At 72.9% G+C, this 20,764-nt stretch carries 2 protein-coding genes and 1 pseudogene; all 3 read right to left on the bottom strand.

Features of this window, described 5'->3' with window-relative positions:
• Positions 1-19 precede the first annotated feature (19 nt).
• Positions 20-6,166: pseudogene (locus OIC96_RS27940) on the bottom strand (acyltransferase domain-containing protein); the annotation flags it as partial.
• 150 nt (positions 6,167-6,316) lie between these two features.
• Positions 6,317-15,049 carry a type I polyketide synthase gene (locus OIC96_RS27935; protein WP_330305207.1) on the bottom strand — a complete coding sequence of 2,911 codons (8,733 nt, stop codon included), beginning with the start codon at positions 15,047-15,049 and terminating at the stop codon, positions 6,317-6,319.
• Positions 15,050-15,094: 45 nt separating this feature from the next.
• Positions 15,095-20,740, bottom strand: a complete 5,646-nt coding sequence (locus OIC96_RS27930) for a type I polyketide synthase (protein WP_406502270.1) — start codon at positions 20,738-20,740, stop codon at positions 15,095-15,097.
• Positions 20,741-20,764 lie beyond the last annotated feature (24 nt).

Here is a 20,764-nt window from a genome sequence, read left to right as displayed (position 1 = left end):
TCGCGCGGCCGGTCGTCTGTCATGCCGGTGCCGGTGCTGTCGCGCGGTCTGTCGTCGGCCGGGTCTGCCCGAGCCAGGCCGTGACCGCCTCGGCGGTCGTGGCGGCGTGTGCGTCGAGCATCGAGAAGTGGTCGCCGGGCACTTCGATCCGGTAGGTGGTGAACTCCCAGCCCGGCCGCCCCCCTTCGAGCGCCGAGGTGTCGGCCGGCACTCCGGGCACCGGGTCGGCGGCCCGCAGCAGCACGCTCGGCGTGTCGTGGGCGGTGGGCCGCCAGTCGCTGTGGATGCCGATGTAGCGGCCCATCGCGGTCAGCCGCCGGTCGTCCAGGGGGACGAAGAGGTCGTCGGCGTTCACCAGCATCTGGGAGGTCATCAACGGCAGGCTGTAGCGGTCGGCGCTGCGCGAGTAGGTGTCGAGCAGGATCACCCCGGCCGCGGGCCGCCCCATCTCCTCCAGTTCCTGGGCCACTTGGTGGGCGATCCAGCCGCCGGAGGAACGGCCGAGCAGCACGGCGGGCGCGCCGCCGGACTCCTCTAGGAGCGCCTCGGCCTGGGCACGGGCGAGCGCCTTGCGGTCGGCGGGCAGCTGTTCGCCGTCGAGGTAGCCGGGTTGCGGAAGGACCGTGACATCGCAGACGCCCTGGAGGGCGGCCGCGAAGCGCAGGTACTCGTGCGGCCCGGAAATGGCGCTGAGCGAGGGGAAGCAGTAGACGGCCGGTCCCGAGGTGCCGCGCGCGAGCCGCACGGGGCTCGGCCGGCGGGAGATGTCCTCCCGGGTCGCGAAGCCCGGTTCGAGACGCGCGGCGGCCGTCAGGAGCTGAACGGCCTCGGTGGGCCTGCCCAGTTCGAGCCCCTGCCGGAAGAGCCGTACGAGGGTGCCTTCGGCTGCCGCGCCCTGCGGGGCCGGGCCCTGCCCGCCGTCAGCGAAGGACTCGGCCAGGTGCCGGGCGAGCAGGGTGGCCGTCGGGTGGTCGAAGACCAGGGTGACGGGCAGCGCGAGGGCGGTGGCCTCGGTGAGGCGGGTGCGCAGCTGGGTGGCGGTGATGGACTCGATGCCCAGCTCGACGAACGACCGGTCGGGGTCGACCGCGTCGGGCGAGGCGTGGCCGAGGACGGCCGCGGTGGTGGCCCGTACGAGAGGGAGGAGTTCGCTCTCCCGCTCGGCGGGGGTGAGACCGGCGAGCCGGGCGCGCAGGGCGTCGCTGCCGCCGGGCGCGGTGTTGACGGCGCGGCGCGCACCGGGCCTGATCAGGGAGCGCAGCAGGGCCGGTACGGCGGTTCCGGCCTCGCGCACGGCGGCCAGGTCGGGCCGTACGAAGGCGACGGTGCGTGCCGTGTCGGCGGTCGCGTCGAAGAGCCTGAGCGCCTCGGTGGGCGACGCGGGCCGCAGCCCGCCGAAGGCTTCGGCGGTGGGCGACCAGCCGAGCACCGCGGCCGGAAGTCCGGCGGCCCGGCGCCGGGCGGCGAGGGCGTCGAGGTGCGCGGCGAGTGCCGCGGTGTCCGTGTCCTGGCCGGCGCCGAGAAGGTCGCCCGCGCCCGGTATCAGCAGGAACACCGCGGTGTCGGTGGACCGGGCCGCCTCGTCCAGATGCCGGGCGGCGGCCAGTTCGGCGGCCAGATCGGGATGCGTCCCGCCGCCCGCCAGGTGCACCACCCCGGTCAGCGGGTGCCCCGCCGCCGGGGACGCGCACAGCTCGGTGGTGGCGGTGCGGTCGGTGAGGTCCGCGGCGCACACCCGGACGTCGGCCCCGAGACGGTCCAACTCGGCCTGGAGTTCCGCCACTTCGCGCAGCGGCACGGCGACGGTCAGATGACGTGCCCCGCGCACCGCGGTCAGGTGGTGGGCGAGGACGGCGGTGCGCGGGTCGCCCGCCGCCGCGGTGAGCAGGATCGTGCCGGCGGCCGTGAGGTCACCGGTGGACTTGGTGGACTCGGTGGACTCGGTGGCCTGCTGCCGTACCAGCCGGCGGACACGCAGGTCTCCCGCCCGCAGGGCGAGGTCGGGCTCACCGGTGGCGACGGCGGCGGCGACGGCGAGAACACCCCGCGGATCACCGCCGTACGGATCGCCGTCCGTGGCGCCGTCCGTGTCCAGGAGCGTGGCCCGGCCCGGGTGCGTCTGCTGCCACGCCCGGACCAGGCCGCGGACCGCTGCGACCGCCGGGTCCGGTACCTCGTCGCCCTCGACGACTCGTTCGCCGCTCCGGCTGACCAGGACCAGCGAGGAGTCACTGAGGCGCGCGTCGGAGATCCAGGCGTCCAGGAGGGCGCGGACGCCGATGACGGCCGTTGCCGTGTCTTCGCCCAGGGCCGGCACGTCGACGCGTACGTACGACGGCACGGCGACGCCCGCGTGCAGGGCGTCGGAGAGCGCGGTGAGGTCGGGGTAGCGGGGGTTCGCGTCCGCGTCTCCGAACGGAACGCCGGACAGACCGCCGGACAGACCGTCGGACGGGAATCCGATGACCGCCCAGTCGCCGTCCCGCGCCTTCGTCGCCTCCGCCGCCTCCGCCGCCTCGATCTCGTGCCACTCGACGCCGAACAGGGCGTCGGGCAGCGGCAGTCGTGACACATAGGCCGTGGGGTCGACGGGTGCGAGGTGCACGGTGCCCGTGAGGACCGGGTGTCCGGCCGCGTCCACGGAGGTCACGGTCGCCGTGTGCGCGCCGGTGCGGGCGACCCTGGTGCGCAGCACCTTCGCCCCGGTGGCGTGCAGGGTCAGCGCGGTCCAGGCCGAGGGCAGCAGCAGGCCGTCGCTGTCCTCGGCGAGGTCGGCGAGGTCGGCGAGAAGCGGTTGCAGCGCCGCGTCGAGCAGCGCCGGATGCAGGGCGAAGCCGCCGTCGGCCCCCACCCGGTCCTGCTGGCCGTCCGGCAGCGTGGTCTGCGCGTACAGCTCGTCGCCGTGCCGCCACACCTCGTCGAGCAGTGCGAAGGCCGGGCCGTGCCCGAGGCCGCGTGCCGCGAGCAGGTCGTACACCGTCTCCGGGTCTACGGGTTCGGCGTCGCGCGGCGGCCATACGGCGGGCGGCGCCGGCTGCTCCGCCTCGGGCCGGGCGCCGGTGAGGGTGCCGGTGGCGTGCAGCGTCCAGTCCGTACCGTCCGGTGCGTCCTCGGCCCTGCTGTGCACGGTGAACCCGCGGGCGCCGTCGCCGTCGCTGTCGCCCTCGCTCAGGACGAGGCGCAGCTGGGCGGCGCCCTGTCCGGGGACGAGCAGGGGTGCGTGGACGGCCAGTTCGGCCAGGTGCGGTACGCCGCCGCGCTCTCCGACGCCGAGGGCGAGTTCGGCGAGTACGGCGTCGCCGGGTGCGGGCACGCCGTGCACCGTGCGGTCGGCGGCCCAGGGGTGGCTGCGCAGGGACACGCGCCCGGTGAACAGCAGGTCCCCGCTGCCCGGCAGGCCGACCGCGGCCGCCGCGAGGGGATGCCCCACGGCACTGAGGCCGGCGGCGGCCACGTCACCGCTGCCGGTGCCGGACTCCAGCCAGAAGTGCTGCCGCTGGAAGGCGTACGTGGGCAGCGGCACCCGGTGTGCCGCGTCGGTGGGGGCGGCCGCCATCCAGTCGACGGAGCCGCCGCGCACGTACAGCTCGGCGACGGAGGAGAGGAACTTCTCCGGGCCGCCATGGTGGCGGCGGAGCGTCTCCCCGGCGAAGGCGCCGTGCGTGCCGGCCGTCTCTATGGTCTCCTGGACGCCGGGCAGCAGGACCGGGTGGGGGCTGATCTCGACGAAGCGGCGATGGCCGTCGGCGAGCAGCTCACGCAGAGTCCGTTCGAACCGCACGGTGTTGCGCAGGTTGCGGTACCAGTAGCCGGCGTCGAAGGCAGGCCGGATCTCGCCGTCCACGCTCGTGTGGAACGGAACGCTCGGGGTGAGCGGCCGTACAGGGGCGAGGAGTTCGGCGAGGCGCTCCTCGATCGCCTCGACATGCGGGGAGTGCGAGGCGTAGTCGACGGGGACGCGGCGGGCGCGTACACCGTCGGCCTCGTACGCGGCCAGCAACTCGTCCAGCGCGAGCGCACCGCCCGCGATCACCGTGGACCGCGGCCCGTTGACCGCGGCCACCGACACATCCGCGTACCCCGCGATGCGCTCCTCGACCTCGGCCACCGGCAACGGCACCGACATCATCCCGCCGTGTCCGGCGATCTCCCGGATCGCCTGACTCCGCAACGCGACAACAAGCGCCGCGTCTTCGAGGGACAGCGCACCGGCCACACACGCGGCCGCGATCTCACCCTGCGAGTGCCCCACCACCGCGGCGGGCTCCACCCCATACGACCGCCACAACGCCGCCAGCGACACCATCACCGCGAACAGCACCGGCTGCACCACATCCACCCGGTCGAACCCGGGAGCACCCGCCTCACCCCGCAGCACCGCACCGAGCGACCAGTCCACATGCACGGACAGAGCCCGGTCACACTCCGCCATCCGCGCACCGAACACCGGCTCCGCGTCCAGCAGTTCGACCGCCATCCCCTGCCACTGCGACCCCTGACCAGGGAACACGAACACCGGTCCGGACCGGTCCCCGGTCACGACGTTCCGGACGACTCCCGGAGCGGGTTCGCCGAGGGCGAGTTCCTTGAGCCGCAGCGCGAACTCCTCGCGGTCGGCGGCGATGAGGACCGCACGGTGTTCCAGATGGGCCCGGCCGGCCGCCAGGGAGTGGGCGACGGCGACGGGCTCGGCGTCCGGGTGCCGGTCCAGGTGGGCGAGGAGACGCTCGGCCTGGCCGCGCAGGGCGGCGTCGGTGCGGGCGGACAGCGTCCAGGGGACGAGGGTTCCCGCGGGCCGCTCCGCCGGGGTGTCCTGGGCGGCCGGCTCCTCTGCGGGGGCCTGTTCCAGGACGATATGGGCGTTGGTACCGCTCATACCGAAGGAGGAGACGCCGGCCCGGCGCGGGCGCCCGGTCTCCGGCCAGGCACGGGCCTCGGTGAGCAGCTCGACGGAGCCGGCCGTCCAGTCGATGTGCGGCGAAGGCGCGTCGATGTGCAGGGACTTCGGCAGGACGCCGTGCCGGAGCGCCTGGACCATCTTGATGATCCCGCCGGCCCCGGCGGCGGCCATGGTGTGCCCGATGTTCGACTTCAACGAACCGAGGTACAAGGGCACTTCACGGTCCTGGCCGTACGTGGCCAGCAGCGCCTGCGCCTCGATCGGATCCCCGAGCCGGGTCCCCGTACCGTGCGCCTCCACCGCGTCCACGTCCTGGGGCCGCAGCCGGGCGTCGGCGAGCGCGGCCCGGATGACGCGCTGCTGCGCCTTGCCGCTGGGGGCGGTCAGTCCGTTGGTGGTGCCGTCCTGGTTGACCGCCGTACCGCGGATCACCGCGAGGACCTGGTGGCCGCGCTTGCGCGCGTCGGACAGCTTCTCGATGAGCAGGGTGGTGACGCCCTCGCCCCAGCCCGTGCCGTCGGCGGCCGCCGCGAACGACTTGGAGCGGCCGTCGCCGGAGAGTGCCCCCTGCTTGCTGAACTCCACGAAGGCGCCCGGCGTCGACATGACGGTCACGCCGCCCGCCAAAGCCATGGTGCAGTCGCCGCGCCGCAGCGCCTGCACGGCCAGGTGCACGGCGACCAGGGACGACGAGCAGGCCGTGTCGAGGGTGACGGCGGGGCCTTCGAGCCCCATGAAGTAGGCGACGCGGCCGGAGGCCACGCTGCCGGAGACTCCGGTGGAGAGGTAGCCGCCGACGCCCTCGGGCAGCTCGCCCACGTCGGAGGCGTAGCCGTGCTGGTTCACGCCGGTGAAGACCCCCACGGGGGTGGCGCGTACGGACGTCGGGTCGATGCCCGCGTGCTCGAACGCCTCCCAGGCGGTCTCCAGCAGCATCCGCTGCTGGGAGTCCATGGCGAGCGCCTCGCGCGGCGAGATGCCGAAGAAGTCGGCGTCGAACTCCGGGGCGTCGTAGAGGAATCCGCCCTGAAGCGTGGCGGTGTCCAGCTCGTCGGTGTGCCAGCCGCGGTTGGCGGGGAACCCGGAGATCGCGTCGCGTTCGTCGGCGGTGAGCTGCCACAGGTCGTCGGGGCTCTTCACCTCACCGGGCAGCCGGCAGCTCATGCCGACGACGGCGATGGGCTCGTGTTCCTTCTCCTCGGCCTCGCGCAGCCTGCGCTTGGTGTCGCGCAGATCGGCGGTGGCGCGTTTCAGGTAGTCGAGCAGCTTCTCATCGTCGGACATAAGGCTCCCCCTGCCTCAGCGGGTCAACACGGCGGTTCGTGGACGTCTTGTGGTGGTGGTTCATGGGTGACTCGTGGCGGTGGTTCACGGGTGGCTCGTGGCGGTGGTAAGCGGGTGGCTCGTGGCGGTGGTTCACGGGGTCTCCAGCTCGGCGTCGAGGAGGTCGAAGAGCTCCTGTGCCGAGGCCGACCCCAGATCGGTGCCGTCGTCCTCGTCGAGCGGGCCGGCCGCGTGGTCGTCCCAGGCCGCGAGGAGCGTGCGGAGCCGCTCGGCTATCTCGCCGGGTTCCTCCACCGCCGTGCCGGCGGCCCCGCCGAGCAGGCTCTCCAGCCGGTCGAGCGCGGCGTGCACCGAGGTCGGCCCGGCCGCCGCGGCGGCGGCCTCCACCTCTTCCCGCAGCCGTGACACCAGGTCGAGCGGCGTCGGGCAGTCGAAGAGCAGGGTGGGCGGCAGCCGCAGTCCGGTGACCGCGACGATCCGGTCCCGCAGTTCGACCGCGGTGAGCGAGTCGATGCCGAGCACCTTGAAGCTCTGGGCCAGGTCGACGTCGTCCGGGGACTCATGGCCGAAAACGGTCGCGACCGTCGTGCGCACGTACTCGCGCAGTTCCCGCTCACGCTCGGGCGGCGCCAGCGCCACCAGGTGCGCGGGGTCCGCGACGGGCTGCGGCTCGAAGTCCCCGGAATCCTCGGGCAGTTCGAGTACGACACCGGACTCGTCGTCGTCCGTACGGACCGCCCGCGGGGCCTCCAGCCAATAACGCCGGTTCTGGAAGGCGTAGGTGGGCAACTCGACCCGGCGTCCGCCCTCCAGGGGGATGCCACCCGTGAGCAGCCCGGAGACAGCGGCGGTGAGAGTCCTGGCTTCGGGACGACCGCGGCGCAGGGCGGGCAGGAAGACCGTGTCATCGCCGGTGGCGCAGGACTTGCCCATCGCCGTGCAGACCGCGTCCGGACCCAGCTCCAGGAAGGTGGTGACCCCGTCGTCCTCCAGGGCACGAATCGCGTCGAGGAAACGGACCGGGCGACGCACGTGCTCCACCCAGTACGCCGGATCGGCCCAGTCGCCGCTCGCATCACCAGTGACCGTGGAGACGACCGGGATCTTCTGCTGGGAGAGCTCCAACTCGGCGACCAGCGACGCGAATTCATCGAGGACCGGAGCCATCAGCGGGGAGTGGAAGGCGTGACTGACCGTGAGCTGCTTGCTCTTGATCCCACGGTCCTTCAGTACGGCCGTGATCTCGCCGACCGCTTCCCCCGCACCGGAGATGACCACGGACGTCGGCCCATTGACGGCACCGATGCCGACACGGTCCTCGAACCCGTCCAGCAGCGGCAGGACATCGGCTTCCGAGGCCATCACCGCCACCATCACCCCACCGGAGGGCAGCGCCTGCATCAACCGGCCCCGGGCCGCGACCAGGCGGCACGCGTCCGCCAGGTTCAGCACCCCGGCCACATGCGCGGCAGCGATCTCACCGATCGAATGCCCGGCCAGCACGTCAGGACGTACGCCCCACGACTCCACCAGCCGGAACAACGCCACCTCGACCGCAAAGACGGCGGGCTGCGTAAAGCCTGTCTCGTCCAGACCGTCCCCGGAAGCGATCACCTCCGCCAACGAACGCCCCAGCAGCGGATCCAACTCCCCCGCCACCCGGTCGAACGCCTCCGCGAACACAGGGAAGGACTCGTACAACTCCCGGCCCATACCGGCCCGCTGAGACCCCTGCCCCGTGAACACGAACGCCGTACGGCCGCCGTGCTCGGGAGCGGGTGCGGGAGCTGTCTCCCCCGCCGCGAAGGCGGCGACGGCGGTGAGGAAGTCGTCGCGGTTCCTGCCGAGCAGAACGGTCCTGTGCTCGAAGGCCGAGCGGGTCGTGAGCAGGGAGTGGGCGATGTCGACCACGTCGAGCTCGGGGTGGTCGCGCAGGTGGCTCAGCAGTTTCTCGGCCTGGCCGCGCAGGGCGGCTCGCGACTTCGCCGAGAGGGTCCAGGGCACGAGCCGGCCGTCGGTGTCACCCGAAGTCCGCTGCTGCGGCTCCGGTCCGTCGGCCTCTGCGGGGGCCTGTTCGATGACGACGTGGGCGTTGGTGCCGCTGATCCCGAAGGAGGAGACACCGGCCCGGCGCGGACGCCCGGTCTCCGGCCACTCCCGCCGCTCGGCGAGCAGCTCCACCGCACCCGCCGACCAGTCCACATGCGAGGACGGCTCTCCCAGGTGCAGGGTCTTCGGCAGGACGCCGTGCCGGATCGCCTGGACCATCTTGATGATCCCGCCGACCCCGGCCGCCGCCTGCGTATGCCCGATGTTCGACTTCAACGAACCGAGATAGAGGGGCTGTTCACGGTCCTGGCCGTACGTGGCCAGCACCGCCTGCGCCTCGATCGGATCCCCGAGCCGGGTCCCCGTACCGTGCGCCTCCACCGCGTCCACCTCGGACGCGGTCAGTCCCGCGTCCGCCAGCGCGGCCCGGATCACCCGCTGCTGCGACGGCCCGTTGGGGGCGGTCAGACCGTTCGAGGCACCGTCCTGGTTCACCGCCGAACCACGGATCACCGCGAGCACCTCGTGCCCGTTGCGCCGCGCGTCCGACAACCGCTCCAGGACCAGGACACCCACGCCCTCGCCCCAGCCAGTGCCGTCGGCGGTGTCGGAGAACGACTTGCAGCGGCCGTCGGGCGCGAGTCCGCGTTGCCGGCTGAAGTCGATCAGTGCCGTCGGGGACGCCATCACCGTGGCGCCGCCCGCGAGGGCGAGGGTGCACTCTCCGCGCCGTAGCGCCTGTGCCGCCAGATGCACCGTGACCAGCGACGACGAGCACGCCGTGTCCACGGTCATGGCCGGGCCTTCGAGGCCGAGGGTGTACGAGACGCGGCCGGAGGCCACGCTGCCGGAGGCGCCGGTGCCGCGGAAGCCTTCGAGTTCCTCGGGGATGGCGGGAAGCCTGCTGAGGTAGTCGCGGTACATCAGGCCGGTGAAGACGCCGGTGCGGGAGCCGCGGACGGACAGCGGGTCGATGCCGGAGCGTTCCAGTGCCTCCCAGGAGGTCTGGAGGAGCAGCCGCTGCTGCGGGTCCATGGCGAGGGCCTCGCGCGGCGAGATCCCGAAGAACCCAGCGTCGAAGTCGCCGGCCTCGTGCAGGAATCCGCCTTCGCGGGCGTACGAGGTACCCCGGTGGTCCGGGTCGGGGTGGTAGAGGCTCTCGGTGTGCCAGCCCCGGTCCTCGGGAAACGGGGTGATGCCGTCGGCGCCGTCGAGCACCAGCCGCCACAGGTCCTCGGGCGTCTCGACGCCGCCGGGGTAGCGGCAGCTCATGCCGATCACGACGATCGGGTCGTCGTCGGGCGCGTCGGGCGCGTTGGACGCCGTGGCGCCGGTGGCGGGGCGGGGGGTCTCCTCGGTGTCCCCGCCGAGCAGTTCGGTGAGCAGGTGGTCGGCGAGGGCACGCGGATTGGGGTGGTCGAAGACCAGGGTCGCGGGCAGCCGCAGCCCGGTGGCCGAGGCGAGCGTGTTGCGCAGCTCGGTGGAGCTGAGCGAGTCGAAGCCGAGCTCGCGGAAGGCCTGGCCCACGTCCGTGGTGCGCGGGTCCGGGTGGCCGAGGGCGGCCGCGATCCGGGTGCGGACGAGGTCGAGCACCCGGTCGGCGCGTGCGTCGGCGGGCAGGGCGAGGAGTTCGTCGCGCAGGCCGGTGGCGCCGGGGCGCCGGCCCGCGGCGCCTGCCGCGGCCTGTCGGGTGTTCCTCCCGCGCGCCGGGGTGCGGACCAGGCCGCGCAGCAGGTGCGGAAGGTTCGTACGAGCGGCGAGCACGGCGGGGTCGACGGGGACGGGCACGAGCACGGGGGTGTCGGCGGCGAGGGCGGCGTCGAAGAGGGCGAGCCCCTGCTCGCTGCTGAGGGGCAGGAAGCCCGAGCGGGCGATCCTGTCCCGGTCGGCGTCGCTGAGCCCGCCGCCCATGCCGCTGCCGCTGCCGTCGGAGGTGTCGTCCCACAACCCCCACGCCAGGGACAGACCCGGCAGACCGGAAGCCTGCCGCATCCGCGCCAGCGCATCCAAGAAGCTGTTCGCGGCGGCGTAGTTGGCCTGCCCGGCACTGCCGAACACCCCGGCCGCCGAGGAGAACAGCACGAACGCCGACAGATCCAACTCCCCCGTCAGCTCGTGCAGATACCAGGCCGCGTCCGCCTTCGCCCGCAGCACACGCTCCACCCGCTCCGGGGTGAGCGACGTCAGCAACCCGTCGTCGAGCACACCGGCCGTATGCACCACCGCGCTCAAGTCGCTGATGGAGGACAGCAGTTCACGTACCTGCTCGCGCTCCGCCAGATCACCGGAGACAATCCGCGTCTCGGCGCCCAGCCCGCGCAAGTCGGCGGCCAGACCCTCCGCGCCGGGCACGTCCGGCCCCCGCCGCGACACAAGCACCAGCTTCCGCACCCCGTACGACGTGACCAGATGCCGAGCCATCAGCGCACCCAGCGTCCCGGTACCCCCGGTCACCAGGACCGTCCCCGTGCCGAAGTCGGCCGGCCCGGCAGCGGTGTCGACCGCGGCCCGGGTCAGCCGGGCCGCGCCGACGGCGCCGTCGCGCACCACCAGCTGCGGTTCGTCGCCGCCGAGGTGGGCCACGAGCTGGTCGAGGGCCGCGTTGCCGTCGATGTCCGCCAGAACCAGCCGTCCGGGGTGCTCGCTCTGCGCGGAGCGCACCAGGCCCCACAGCGCGGCACCCGCAGGATCCGTCACCGCCTCACCGGCCGCACCCCGGGTCAGGAACACCAGCCGGGACCCGGCGAACCGCTCCTCCGCCAGCCACTCCCGCAGCAGCTCAAGACCCCGGCGCACCACCGCATGCACCGCACCGACACCGGACCCCGCATCTCCGGGCGAGTCGAGGAAGGGAACGACGACCACGTCGGGAACGGTGGTCAGATCCGCGAGCCGTCCGGCCGTGGCGCAGCCGAGGGCGTCGGCCACCTCCGCACCAGCCGCTTCACTCTTACCGGCCACACCAGCCACTCCGGCCACGTCGGCGAGCACGGCGAGTGTCGTGGGCCGCGCGGCGGGCGTGGGCGCGGACACCCACTCCTCCTGGAAGAGCGCGTCCCGGTGGGCGGCGCCCGCGAGGTGGCCCGCGGTGACGGGGCGCAGGGCAAGGGCGTCGACCGTGGCGACGGGCGCGCCCTCAGGGTCGGCCAGGGTCAGCGTCATCGCGTCGCGGCCCCGCACCGGCGCGAGCCGGACGCGCAGGGCGGTGGCGCCGGAGGCGTGCAGGGTGACATCGGACCAGACGAAGGGAAGCCGCGCTCCGGACTCCCTGTCTTCGCCGTCCGCGTCCCCGTCGCCCTGGCCGAACCACAGCGCGTGCAGCGCCGCGTCGAGCAGCGCCGGGTGCAGCCCGAACCGGTCCGCGTCGGCCGCCTCCCGGTCCGCGAGCTCCACCTCGGCGAAGATCTCCGCGCCACGGCGCCAGGCGGCCCGTACGCCCTGGAAGGCGGGGCCGTAGGCGAGTCCGGCAGCGGCCAACTCCTCGTACAGCGAGCCTGTTTCGACCCGTACGGCACCCTGGGGCGGCCACTCGGTGAGACCGGCGTCGGCAACCGCTCCCCCGGTGGACAGCACACCGCTCGCGTGCCGTGTCCACGGCCCGTCCTCGTCGGTGCGCGCGTGCAGGGTCACCGGGACACAGCCGTCGGCGTCCGCCGCGTCGAGCCTCAACTGAAGCTGTACGGCGCCGTGTTCCGGCAGGACCAGCGGGGCTTCCAGGGTGAGCTCGTCGAGCGTGGTGACGCCGGCCTGCTCCCCCGCGCGCAGGACGAGGCCGACGAGCGCGGCGCCCGGAACGAGGACGGTGCCGTGCACGGCGTGGTCGGCGAGCCACGGGTGGCTGCTCAGGGAGAGCCGGCCGGTGAACAGGTGACTCTCGCCGTCGGCGAGGGCGATCCCGGCGCCGAGCAGCGGATGCCCCACGGGGCTCAGGCCGAGCGAGGCCACGTCACCCGGGGCGGCGTCGGCGGGCAGCCACAGGTGCTGCCGGTCGAAGGCGTAGGTGGGCAACGCGGTGGCGGCGGTGCCGAGGGGGGCGAAGAACACGGACCAGTCGACGGCGATGCCACGCGTGTGCAGCCGGGCCAGCGCGGTGACCAGGCTGGGCACCTCGGGCAGGCCGCGGCGCAGCGAGGGGACCAGCGCGGCGGCGTCCGTGTGCTCGACGCAGTCGAGGCCCATACGGGTCTGCATGTCGACGGGGCCGACTTCGAGGTACGTCGCCACGCCCTGGCTCTCCAGGGTGCGCACGCTGTCGTGGAAGCGCGCGCCGTCCCGTATGTGCCGCACCCAGTAGTCGGCGCCGGGGATCTCGCCGTCGTCGAAGAGGCGGCCGGTGAGACCGTCGACCATGGGGACGCGCGGGGCGCGGTAGTCCAGCTGCCGCGCCACCTCGCCGAAGGGGGCGAGCACCGGCTCCATGTGCGCGGAGTGGAAGGCGTGGCTGACGTCGACGTGACGGGTTCTGCGACCCTGGCCGCTCCAGTGCTCGCCGACGGCGCGGACGGCGTCCTCGTCGCCGGAGACGACCACGGCACGCGGCCCGTTGACGAGGGCGAGCGAGGCACGGCCCGTGGCGGCGAGCTCGTCGAGGCTGTCCCTGACCTCGGCCTCGGACGCCTCGACGGCGATCATGGCGCCGCCTTCGGGGAGCGCCTCGATGAGCCGGCTGCGAGTGGTCAGCAGCCGTGCGGTCTCCTCCAGGGTGAGGACGCCCGCCGCGTGCAGGGCGGCATAGTCGCCAAGGGAGCCGCCGGAGACGAGGTCGGGGCGGACACCCCAGTGTTCGAGAAGGCGGTACAGGGCGACTTCGAGGGCGAAGATCGCGGGGGCGGACCAGCCCGTGCGGTGGACGAGGTCGGCTTCCTCGGTGTCTTCGGCGGCCAGGACGACGTCCTTCAACGGCCGCGAGAGGTACGGGTCCAGGGCCGCACAGACCTGGTCGAAGGCCTCGGCGTAGGCGGGGAAGGCCGCGTACAGCTCCCGGCCCATGCCGGGGCGCTGGCTGCCTTGGAAGGTGAACAGGAAGGCCAGCGGGCCCTCTTGGGGGCTGCCCTGCACGAGCTGGTCGTGCGGTTCGCCGCGGGTCAGGGCGGTGAGGGCGGCGACGAGGCCGCCGTGATCGTGGGCGACGACGGCGGCGCGGTGCCGCAGCCGGGCGGCGCGTGTGACGGCCAGGGAGCGGGCGAGGGCACCGAGGTCCGTTTCGGGACGGTCGCTCAGGTGCCGCAGCAGTCTCTCCGCCTGGCCCTTCAGGGCGGTCTCCGTGGCGGCCGAGAGGAGGAAGGGCATGGCCGGAAGGACAGGGAGGACGGGGAGGGCAGGGAGGACGGGTGGGACGGGGAGGGCGCGAAGGGAGTCGCCCGCTGCGGGGTCCTCGGTTCCGGCGTCCTCGGTGGGGGCCTGCTCGATCGGGGCCTGCTCGACGGGCGCCTGTTCGACGGTGGCCTGTTCGATGACGACGTGGGCGTTGGTGCCGCTGATCCCGAAGGAGGAGACACCGGCCCGGCGCGGACGCCCGGTCTCCGGCCACTCCCGCCGCTCGGCGAGCAGCTCCACCGCACCCGCCGACCAGTCCACATGCGAGGACGGCTCTCCCAGGTGCAGGGTCTTCGGCAGGACGCCGTGCCGGATCGCCTGGACCATCTTGATGATCCCGCCGACCCCGGCCGCCGCCTGCGTATGCCCGATGTTCGACTTCAACGAACCGAGATAGAGGGGCTGTTCACGGTCCTGGCCGTACGTGGCCAGCAGCGCCTGCGCCTCGATCGGATCCCCGAGCCGGGTCCCCGTACCGTGCGCCTCCACCGCGTCCACGTCCCGGGCGTCGAGGCACGCGTCGGTCAGGGCCTGCTCGATGACGCGCTGCTGCGACGGCCCGTTGGGCGCCGTGAGACCGTTCGAGGCACCGTCCTGGTTCACCGCCGAACCACGGATCACCGCGAGCACCTCGTGCCCGTTGCGCCGCGCGTCCGACAGCTTCTCCAGCACCAGGACACCCACGCCCTCGCCCCAGCCGGTGCCGTCGGCGTCGTCCGAGAACGACTTGCAGCGGCCGTCCGCGGCGAGCCCGCGCTGTCGGCTGAAGTCGACGAACGTGTTCGGCGTCGACATCACGGTCACGCCGCCCGCCAGAGCCATGGTGCACTCACCGCGCCGCAGCGCCTGCACCGCGAGATGCACGGTGACCAGCGACGACGAGCACGCCGTGTCCACCGTGACCGCCGGCCCCTCCAGGCCGAAGGTGTAGGCGATACGGCCCGAGGCGATGCTGCCCGCGGTGCCGCTGCCCAGATAGCCCTCCAGATCCTCGGGCGGGGACGTCGTCCGTGACGCGTAGTCGTGGTACATCAGGCCGGCGTAGACGCCGGTGCGGGAGCCGCGGACCGACTGCGGGTCGATGCCCGCCCGCTCGAACGCCTCCCACGAGGTCTGCAACAGCAGCCGCTGCTGCGGGTCCATCGCGAGAGCCTCACGCGGCGAGATCCCGAACAGCGCCGGGTCGAACTCCCCCGCACTGTGCAGGAACCCACCCTCCCGGGCATACGACGTACCCCGGTGATCCGGGTCATCGTGGAACAACCGCTCCAGATCCCAGCCACGGTCCACCGGAAAACCCGACACACCATCGGTACCGGACTCCACCAGCCGCCACAGATCCTCCGGCGACTCCACGCCACCCGGGAAACGGCAGCTCATCCCCACGACCGCGACCGGCTCGTGGGCAGCCTCCTCCATCGCGTTCAGGCGCAGATGGGCCTGCCGCAGATCCTTGGTGACCCGCTTGAGGTACTCGACAAGCTTCGTTTCGTCCGCCACCGGCGGCCTTCCTCTCCAGATGGGACGGGGTTGTCCGTCGGCCGGTCAGAGCGAGCTGAACTCGGCGTCGATAAGTTCGAGAAGTTCGTCCGCGGTGGCGGACTCGATCGCGCCGGACCCGTCGTCGCGCGGCGTCGGCATGGCCGTGGCGCTCAGGTCCGCCAGCAGGGTGCGCAGCCTGACCTCGGCCTTGGCCCGCAGGGTGTCCTCGCCGGGTCCGATCGCGGCGATCGTGGTGGCCAGTTCGTCGATCTGGCCGAGCACCAGGAACCCGGGCTCCTCCTCGGGGAGCAGCCGGGAGAGCAGGTACTCGCTCAGGACGACGACGTCCGGGTAGTCGAAGACGAGCGTCGCGGGCAGCCCGAGGCCGGTGAGAGCGCCCAGGGCGTTGCGCAGTTCGAAGGTGCTCAGGGAGTCGAAGCCGAGCGCCTGGAAGGAGCGGTCGACCGGTACCGCCTGCGGTCCGGAGAAGCCGAGGACCTTGGCGACCTGCGCGCGCACCACATCCCGTACGACCTGCGTACGTTCGTCGGCGGGCAGCGCGAGCAGCCGGTCCCGCAGCGGTACGCCGCTGCCCTGGCCGGCGGCCGCCGGGCGGGCGGGGGCGGGCACGAGTTCGCGGAACAGCGACGGTGCCGCGTCGGCACGGCGGAGCGCCTTCAGGTCCAGCAAGGCGGGTACGAGGGCGGCGGCTCCGGACGCGACGGCGGTGTCGAAGAGGGCGAGCCCCTGTTCGGCGGAGATCGGCACGATGCCGGTCCGGGCGATCCTGCGCCGGTCGGCGTCGGTGAGCCCGCCCCCCATGCCGCTGCCGCTGCCGCTGCCGTCGGAGGTGTCGTCCCACAACCCCCACGCCAGGGACAGACCCGGCAGACCGGCAGCCTGCCGCATCCGCGCCAGCGCATCCAAGAAGGTATTGGCGGCGGCGTAGTTGGCCTGCCCGACGCTGCCGAACACCCCGGCCGCCGAGGAGAACAGCACGAACGCCGACAGATCCAACTCCCGTGTCAGCTCGTGCAGATACCAGGCCGCGTCCGCCTTCGCCCGCAGCACACGCTCCACCCGCTCCGGGGTGAGCGACGTCAGCAGCCCGTCGTCGAGCACACCGGCCGTATGCACCACCGCGCTCAAGTCGCTGATGGAGGACAGCAGTTCACGTACCTGCTCGCGCTCCGCCAGATCACCGGAGACAATCCGCGTCTCAGCTCCCAGCCCGCGCAAATCGGCGGCCAGACCCTCCGCGCCGGGCGCGTCCGGCCCCCGCCGCGACACAAGCACCAGCTTCCGCACCCCGTACGACGTGACCAGATGCCGAGCCATCAGCGCACCCAGCGTCCCGGTACCCCCGGTGACCAGCACGGTCCCGGAACCGAACTCCACGGCGGGGCCCGGCTGCCCCGCCGCGCGGACGAGCCTGCGGGCCAGGACCGCTCCGCCGCGCACCGCGGCCTCCGGTTCGCCCGCGGCGAGCGCGGCGGGGAGCAGAGCGAGCGTGGTCGGGTCGTCGTCCAGGTCCACGAGGACGATCCGGCCGGGGTGCTCGGCCTGCGCGGAGCGCACCAGGCCCCACAGCGCGGCACCCGCAGGATCCGTCACCGCCTCACCGGCCGCACCCCGGGTCACGAACACCAGCCGGGACCCGGCGAACCGCTCGTCCGCCAGCCACTCCCGCAGCACCTCAAGACCCCGGCACACCACCGCATGCACCGCACCGACACCGGACCCCGCATCGCCGGGGAATGCGCCGAGGAAATTGGGGAAGCCGGGGAAGCCGAGGAAGGGAACGACGACGACCGGCGGCACCTCGGTGAGCGCGTCGAGGCCGGGGAACTCGTCGTAGTCCAGGCCCAGGGCGAGCGCCGGAACCATCCGCGCCGCGCACGGGCCGACCACCGCGATCCGGCCGGGGTCGGCCGGAAGGTCCGTGGCGGGCAGCTCGATCCACTGCTCGCGGAAGAGGCCGTCGCGGACGCCCGCCCGGCCGAGCTGCGCGGCCGACACGGGCCGCAGCGCGAGGGAACCCACCGAGGCGACCGGCGCCCCCGTGCCGTCACTCAGCCGCACACTGACCGCGGAGGCTCCGGCCGGGGCGATCCGCACCCGCAGCGAGGACGCGCCGGAGGCGTGCAGGCTCACATCGGACCAGACGAAGGGAAGCCGCGCTCCGGTCCCGCCTCCTTCCTTGCCCTGGCCTTCGCCGTCCCGGCTTTCGCTGTCCCGGCCTTCGTCGTCCTGGCCAAGCCACAGCGCGTGCAGCGCGGCGTCCAGCAACGCCGGGTGCAAGCCGAACTGACTCGCCTGCGCAGCCTGTTCGCCCAGCTCCACCTCGGCGAAGATCTCCTCACCACGGCGCCAGGCGGCCCGTACGCCCTGGAACGCGGGACCGTAGGCGAGGCCGGCCGCAGCCAACTCCTCGTACAGCGCGGCGGTTTCGACCCGTACGGCACCCTGGGGCGGCCACTCGGTGAGACCGGCATCGACAGCCGCCCCTCCGGCGGACAGCACACCGCTCGCGTGCCGCGTCCAGGGCCCGTCCTCGTCGGCGCGCGCGTGCAGAGCGAGGGCGCTCCGGCCCGACTCGTCCGGCTCCGCGAGCCGCAGCTGTACGTGCAGTCCGCCCTCGTCCGGCAGCATCAGCGGGGCTTCGAGGGTGAGCTCTTCGAGCCGCTCGGCACCGGTCACCATGCCTGCCTGCAAGGCGAGTTCGAGAACCGCCGCACCCGGCAGCACGACGTTGCCGTGCACGGTGTGGTCGGCAAGCCAGGGGTGGGTGCGCAGCGACAGCCGGGCGGTGAGGGTCACGGCCCCCGAGTCGGGCGCGGGGAGGACACCGCCGAGCAGCGGGTGGGCGACCGGGGTGAGCCCGAAGGCGGTGGCGTCGCCGCCGGTCGCGTCGGAAGGGACGGTCAGCCAGTAGTGCTCGTTCTGGAAGGCGTAGGTGGGCAGATCGACACGACGGGCACCAGTACCGGCGAAGAACGCCTCCCAGTCCACGGACCCGCCCCGGGAGAACAGCCCACCCAGCGCGGACACCAGGGTCCGCACCTCCCCACGCTTGCGGCGCAGGGCGGGCAGGAAGACCGTGTCATCGCCAGTGACGCAGGACTTGCCCATCGCGGTGCAGATCGCGTCCGGACCCAGCTCCAGGAACGTGGTGACCCCGTCCGCCTCCAGACCGCGGATCGCGTCGAGGAAACGGACCGGGCGACGCACGTGCTCCACCCAGTACCCCGGATCCGTCAGGTCGACGGCGGCCTGACCGGTCACCGTCGACACGATCGGAATACGCGGCTGAGAAAACGCCAACTCGCCCACCACCGAAGCGAATTCATCGAGAATCGGAGCCATCAACGGAGAGTGGAACGCGTGACTGACCGTGAGCTGCTTGCTCTTGATCCCACGGTCCCTGAGTACGGCCGTGATCTCGCCGACCGCTTCCCCCGCACCGGAGATGACCACGGACGCGGGCCCGTTCACCGCACCTATGCCGACGCGATCCTCGAACCCGTCGAGCAGGGGCAGGACGTCGGCCTCGGAGGCCATCACCGCCACCATCACCCCACCGAAAGGCAGGGCCTGCATCAACCGGCCCCGGGCCGCCACAAGACGGCACGCATCCGCCAGGCTCAGCACCCCCGCCACATGAGCGGCAGCGATCTCACCGATCGAATGCCCGGCCAGCACATCCGGCCGCACACCCCACGACTCCACCAGCCGGAACAACGCCACCTCGACCGCAAAGACGGCGGGCTGCGTAAAACCCGTCTCGTCCAGACCGTCCCCAGTGGCGATCACCTCCGCCAACGGACGCCCCAGCAGCGGATCCAACTCCCCCGCCACCCGGTCGAACGCCTCCGCGAACACCGGGAACGACTCGTACAACTCCCGGCCCATACCGGCCCGCTGAGACCCCTGCCCCGTGAACACGAACGCCGTACGACCGCGGCGTGCCGTTCCGTGCGCCGCATCGCCCGTGGTCTCGCCCCGGGCGACCGCCTGCAGAGCGTTCACCGCGTCGTGGCGGCCGTCCGCGACGACGACTGCCCGGTGCTCCAGGGCGGCGCGGGTCGTCGCCAGTGAGTAGGCGACCGAAGCGGGGGTGGCAGTGGGCTCCAGGTCGGACGTCCAGAACGCCGCGAGACGCCGCGCCTGGTCGCGCAGGGCCTCGTCCGAGTGGGCCGAGATCAGGAAGGGCAGGGCGGGAAGGGCGTGGCCCGGCGCGGGGGCCTCGGTCTGCGCTTCCTCGGTGGAGGCCTGCTCGATGGGGGCCTGTTCGATGACGACGTGGGCGTTGGTGCCGCTGACGCCGAAGGAGGAGATGCCGGCCCGGCGCGGACGCCCGGTCTCCGGCCACTCCCGCTGCTCGGTGAGCAGTTCCACCGCACCCGCCGACCAGTCGACCCGGGTCGTGGGGGTCTCGGTGTGCAGGGTCTTCGGCAGGACGCCGTGCCGGATCGCCTGGACCATCTTGATGATCCCGCCGACCCCGGCCGCCGCCTGCGTATGCCCGATGTTCGACTTCAACGAACCGAGATACAACGGCTGTTCACGGTCGTCCTGGCCATAGGCGGCAATCACCGCCTGCGCCTCGATCGGATCCCCGAGCCGCGTGCCCGTGCCATGCGCCTCGACGGCGTCCACCTCGGACGCGGTCAGTCCCGCGTCGGTCAGGGCCTGCTCGATGACGCGCTGCTGCGACGGCCCGTTGGGCGCCGTGAGACCGTTCGAGGCACCGTCCTGGTTCACCGCCGAACCACGGATCACCGCGAGCACCTGATGCCCGTTGCGCCGCGCGTCCGACAGCTTCTCCAGGACCAGGACACCCACGCCCTCGCCCCAACCAGTGCCGTCGGCGTCGTCCGAGAACGACTTGCAGCGGCCGTCCGCGGCGAGCCCGCGCTGCCGGCTGAAGTCGACGAACGTGTTCGGCGTCGACATCACGGTCACGCCGCCGGCCAGGGCCAAGCCGCACTCACCGCGCCGCAGCGCCTGCACCGCGAGATGCACGGTGACCAGCGACGACGAGCACGCCGTGTCCACCGTGACCGCCGGCCCCTCCAGACCGAGCACGTACGCCACCCGGCCCGAGGCGACACTGCCGACGTCCGCGGTGCCACGGAAACCCTCGACCTCTCCCGGCAACTCGGGCAGGCGCGTCAAGTAGTCGTGGTACATGAAGCCCGTGTAGACGCCGGTGCGGGAGCCGCGGACGGACAGCGGGTCGATGCCGGAACGTTCCAGCGCCTCCCAGGAGGTCTGCAACAGCAACCGCTGCTGCGGGTCCATCGCGAGGGCCTCACGCGGCGAGATCCCGAACAGCGCCGGGTCGAACTCCCCCGCACTGTGCAGGAACCCACCCTCCCGGGCATACGACGTACCCCGGTGATCCGGATCGTCATGGAACAACCGCTCCAGATCCCAGCCACGGTCCACCGGAAAACCCGACACACCATCGGCACCGGACTCCACCAGCCGCCACAGATCCTCCGGCGACTCCACGCCACCCGGAAAACGGCAGCTCATCCCCACCACCGCGACCGGCTCGTGGGCAGCCTCCTCCATCGCGTTCAGGCGACGGCGGGTGTCCTGCAGATCCGTCGTGACCCGCTTGAGGTAGGTCCGCAGCTTGTCCTCGGTGTTCTGGGTGTCGTTCACAGTGATCGCCTCGCGATGTCGTACCGGGAAGGGGATTTCGGGGGCGTGGCCCGCGGCCGG

Origin of the sequence: Streptomyces sp. NBC_00775, assembly GCF_036347135.1 — a bacterium.
Taxonomy (GTDB): domain Bacteria; phylum Actinomycetota; class Actinomycetes; order Streptomycetales; family Streptomycetaceae; genus Streptomyces; species Streptomyces lutosisoli.
The sequence above is the reverse complement of the archived record's forward strand: the minus strand, read 5'-3'. Positions and strand labels throughout refer to the sequence as shown.